Genomic DNA, 3,451 nt, shown 5'->3' with positions numbered 1-3,451 from the left:
GATGCCGGTGGCCGACGGCGCCAGCCTTTCCCGGCGCGAACGCAGGAAGGCGCCGAGTTCGCGCCGGCGGCTCTCGTCGGCTGATCGGGTGGAGGCAGCGGGAGCGTTCATGCCGGCATTATAGCAGTATTGATACCAGGATAAAGTTTGAACTGTTTGACATGGGCGAAGCGCCCCATCTTGCGTTCAGGGCAACAACAGGAGGCTCTGAACATGGAATTGAAAGACAAGACCATCCTCATCACCGGCTCGACCGACGGCGTCGGTCGGGTCGTGGCGCAAAGGTTGGGTGCCGCCGGCGCACGGGTGCTGGTGCATGGCCGCGATGCCACACGCGGCAAGGCCGCTATCGCCGACATCGAAGCTGCCGGCGGCAAGGCCGAGTTTCTCGCGGCCGATCTCGCTTCGCTGGCGGAAGTAAGACGCCTCGCCGAGGCCGTACGCGGCAGCACAACCCGCCTCGACATCCTCATCAACAATGCCGGCGTCGGCACTGCCGGCGACAAGCGACAGACAAGCGCCGATGGCCACGAACTGCGCTTCGCCGTCAATTATCTCGCCGGCTTCCTGCTGACCTCGGAGCTTCTGCCGCTGCTGAAGGCGAGCGCCCCGGCGCGCATCGTCAATGTCGCGTCCGCCGGCCAGCAGGCGATCGATTTCGACGATGTCATGCTGACCCGCGGCTATAGCGGCGTGCGCGCCTATTGCCAGAGCAAGCTGGCGCAGATCCTGTTCACCGTCGATCTGGCCGAGCAGTTGGACGGCAGCGGCGTCACCGTCAACGCGCTGCATCCGGCGAGCTACATGAACACCACCATGGTCCGACAGGCGGGCGTGACGCCGTGGAGCTCCGTCGAAACCGGCGCCGAAGCTATCTTGAACCTCGCCACCTCATCCGCGCTCGAAAACCGCAGCGGCCTCTATTTCGACGGCCTGCGCGAATCCCGCGCCGACGCCCAGGCCTACGACGCCAGGGCAAGACAGCAATTGCGCAGCCTGAGCCTCCAACTCGTCGGGCCGGCGTCGCCAAAATCGAAGGAAGAACAGTCATGACCAACAGAACCGAACACACGGTCATCATCGGCGGCTCGTCCGGCATCGGCCTGGCGACAGCGCGCAAACTGCTCGGCCCGGGCATGAAGGTGACCATCACCGGCCGCAACCAGGACAAGCTCGTCAGCGCCTGGAAGAGCCTTGGCGGCGCTGCCGACAAGGCCGCCTTCGACGCTTCGAAGCCGGAGGAGGTACGCCAGTTCTTCGAGCGCCTCGGTTCGTTCGACCATCTCGTTCTGGCAGCCAGCGGCGGCAAGGGGCTTGGTCCGTTCGAAACCCTCGACCTTGCCGACATCGGCGGGGGCGTCGACGAAAAGGTGCGGCCGCAACTGTCTTGCCTGCAGGCCGCCTTGCCGACGCTAAGCAAGAGCGGATCGGTCACATTCATTTCGGCGGTGTCGGCTCAAGTCGCGATGCCAGGCGTCGCCGGCATCGGCGCCATCAACGGCATGCTGCTGACCGTCGCGCCGATCCTGGCGGTGGAACTGAAGCCGATGCGCGTCAACGTCGTTGCGCCCGGCGTCATCGACACGCCATGGTGGGACTTTCTACCGGTTGAGCAGCGGCAGGCGGTCTTTGCCGAATATGCGGGGAAAACGCCGGTCGGCCGCATCGGTCGTGCCGAGGACGTCGCCTCGGCGATAGCCTTCCTCGTCTCCAACAGCTTCATGACCGGCCAGGTGCTGACCTGCGATGGCGGCCTGCGGTTCGCGGCCTGAGCATTTGGCAATGGTCGCCAGGCGACCACTGTTCCATGAACAAACTAAAACGACTGCGCGATCAACGTCAAAAACCCTCCGCTCAGCGCGACATTGCCCACGAAACCATTGATGCGCGCTGCGCGGTCTGGACCCTGATGATCCCAGAAATTATGGAACATTGGCGTCGCCACGACCAGGAACATCACCAGCACCGTGCAGGCAATCGCGGTGCAGAGGCCGGCCATCACCAGCACCCCGGCGATGATCTGCAGGACAATGCCGGCCCACAGCGCCAGCCGGGCCTGTGGCACGCCACGCGCGGCCATCAGGCCGGTCAGGAATGCCGCGTTCTGGATGTTGCGCAGGCCGGCGAAGACAAAGGCGCCGCCGAGCAGCAGGCGGCCGAGAAACAGCAAGGTCGAAGGCAAATCGACAGGCATTAAACTCTCCCTTTGAAAACAGTAGAAGCGCCGCCTTCCTCGGCGGCGCTCCAATAGACATCAGGACGGTCAGGCCGCCTTGGCGGCCGGCATCGGATGGATGGCATGGAACGGGATGCAAAGCCGGTTCCAGGTGTTGATCATGCCGACCGCCACGGACAGCTTGACCAGTTCCTCTTCCGAAAAATGCTCGAGCGTGCTGACATAAAGTTCGTCCGGCACACCATTTTTGGCGATCAGCGTCACCGCCTCGGTCCAGGCGAAGGCGGCGCGTTCGCGCTCGGAGAAGAGCGGCGATTCTTTCCAGGCAGCGACCAGATAGAGCCGTTGTTCGGTCTCACCGTCGCGCTTGGCTTCGCGGCTGTGCATCTCGACGCAGAAGGAACAGCCATTGATCTGCGAGGCCCTGAGCTTGATCAGGTGCAGCAGGCTCACCTCCAGTCCGCATTCGTCGACCGCCTTGTTGAGTGCCGACACCGCCTTCATGATTTCCGGCGCCTTGGCGAAAAACTGCAGTCTCTGTTTCATCGTCTTTCCTTTCGCATCTTTGGGGAGGTTAGGCTTGGTTGGTTGAACGGGATTTCTGCGGCCGCTGATGACGCTCGACAAAGGCGCAGCTCGCGGCAAACGATCTGGGGTCGCCTTCCGCCGCGTAGTCCGCCACGATGTCGGACAGCTTCACCTCTGCGAGCGCTGCCCGGTAGGCGCGCTCGGCTTTCAGCATCGCGGCATTGATGCCGCAGGGTTTGACATAGGCCGAGGCGTCGATCTTGACCGGACCGTTGCGGCGGATCTCGCCGCAGCGAAACGCCGGCTCGCGCCCTTCGACGGCCAGCACGATGTCGAGCAGCGTGATGCGCTCGGCAGCCCGCGCCAGCCGGTAGCCGCCCGCCGGACCCGGCACCGATTCCAGGATCCGCGCCGCGCTCAACATGTTGAGATGCTTCAGGAGATAGCTTGGCGACAGGCCGAAGGCCTCCGCCAGGGCCGCGCCCGGCATCGTGCTGTTGCCCTCGACACTGGCCAGCGTGGCCGCGCAGTGAATGGCCGCTTCAACGCCCTCGCCCAGCTTCATGATGCCAATCTCCAATTCATGGATATCTTTTATCGTGGATAATCTTTATCTGCAATAGAGCGTGATGAGATTAGTTTCGGTCATAGCCGGAGTTTTCGAAGTAGTGTGAGCATTCTGTCGGTGTGATGCGGTTGAGAATTTGGCCGATCGCGTCGCAGACGGTTTGGACGGTGCGGCTTGCT

General features: G+C 63.2%; 5 protein-coding genes. 2 read left to right on the top strand and 3 right to left on the bottom strand.

Annotation, left to right across the window (positions count from 1 at the left end):
* Positions 1-213: 213 nt before the first annotated feature.
* On the top strand, positions 214-1,053 hold the full coding sequence (locus tag O7A61_RS31570) for an SDR family NAD(P)-dependent oxidoreductase (protein WP_337133078.1): 840 nt from the start codon (positions 214-216) through the stop codon (positions 1,051-1,053).
* Complete coding sequence (locus O7A61_RS31565) at positions 1,050-1,772, top strand: SDR family oxidoreductase (protein ID WP_337133077.1); 723 nt, start codon at positions 1,050-1,052, stop codon at positions 1,770-1,772. The genes O7A61_RS31570 and O7A61_RS31565 overlap by 4 nt, the downstream gene beginning before the upstream one ends.
* Before the next feature lie 44 nt (positions 1,773-1,816).
* On the opposite strand, the gene O7A61_RS31560 is transcribed toward O7A61_RS31565, so the two are convergent.
* The 3 genes from O7A61_RS31560 to O7A61_RS31550 form a co-directional block, all read right to left on the bottom strand.
* Entirely contained in the window at positions 1,817-2,194 is a 378-nt protein-coding gene (locus O7A61_RS31560) for a DoxX family protein (protein ID WP_337133076.1), read from the bottom strand.
* Between the two features lie 69 nt (positions 2,195-2,263).
* Complete coding sequence (locus tag O7A61_RS31555) at positions 2,264-2,722, bottom strand: carboxymuconolactone decarboxylase family protein (protein WP_337133075.1); 459 nt, start codon at positions 2,720-2,722, stop codon at positions 2,264-2,266.
* A gap of 28 nt (positions 2,723-2,750) precedes the next feature.
* Positions 2,751-3,269: an RrF2 family transcriptional regulator gene (locus O7A61_RS31550; RefSeq protein ID WP_337133074.1), complete on the bottom strand. Its 519-nt coding sequence runs from the start codon at positions 3,267-3,269 to the stop codon at positions 2,751-2,753.
* Positions 3,270-3,451 lie beyond the last annotated feature (182 nt).

The sequence above is a fragment of the Mesorhizobium sp. Cs1321R2N1 genome, from assembly GCF_037179725.1.
In the GTDB taxonomy this organism is placed as follows: domain Bacteria; phylum Pseudomonadota; class Alphaproteobacteria; order Rhizobiales; family Rhizobiaceae; genus Mesorhizobium; species Mesorhizobium salmacidum.
Note: the sequence above shows the minus strand (reverse complement) of the source record. Positions and strands in the feature narration are given on the sequence as shown.

Bases quoted from the DNA above. Each gene is read 5' to 3' on its own strand.
- O7A61_RS31560 (WP_337133076.1), bottom strand. From the start codon at position 2,194: ATGCCTGTCGATTTGCCTTCGACCTTGCTGTTTCTCGGCCGCCTGCTG.
- O7A61_RS31570 (WP_337133078.1), top strand. From the start codon at position 214: ATGGAATTGAAAGACAAGACCATCCTCATCACCGGCTCGACCGACGGC.
- O7A61_RS31555 (WP_337133075.1), bottom strand. From the start codon at position 2,722: ATGAAACAGAGACTGCAGTTTTTCGCCAAGGCGCCGGAAATCATGAAG.
- O7A61_RS31565 (WP_337133077.1), top strand. From the start codon at position 1,050: ATGACCAACAGAACCGAACACACGGTCATCATCGGCGGCTCGTCCGGC.
- O7A61_RS31550 (WP_337133074.1), bottom strand. From the start codon at position 3,269: ATGAAGCTGGGCGAGGGCGTTGAAGCGGCCATTCACTGCGCGGCCACG.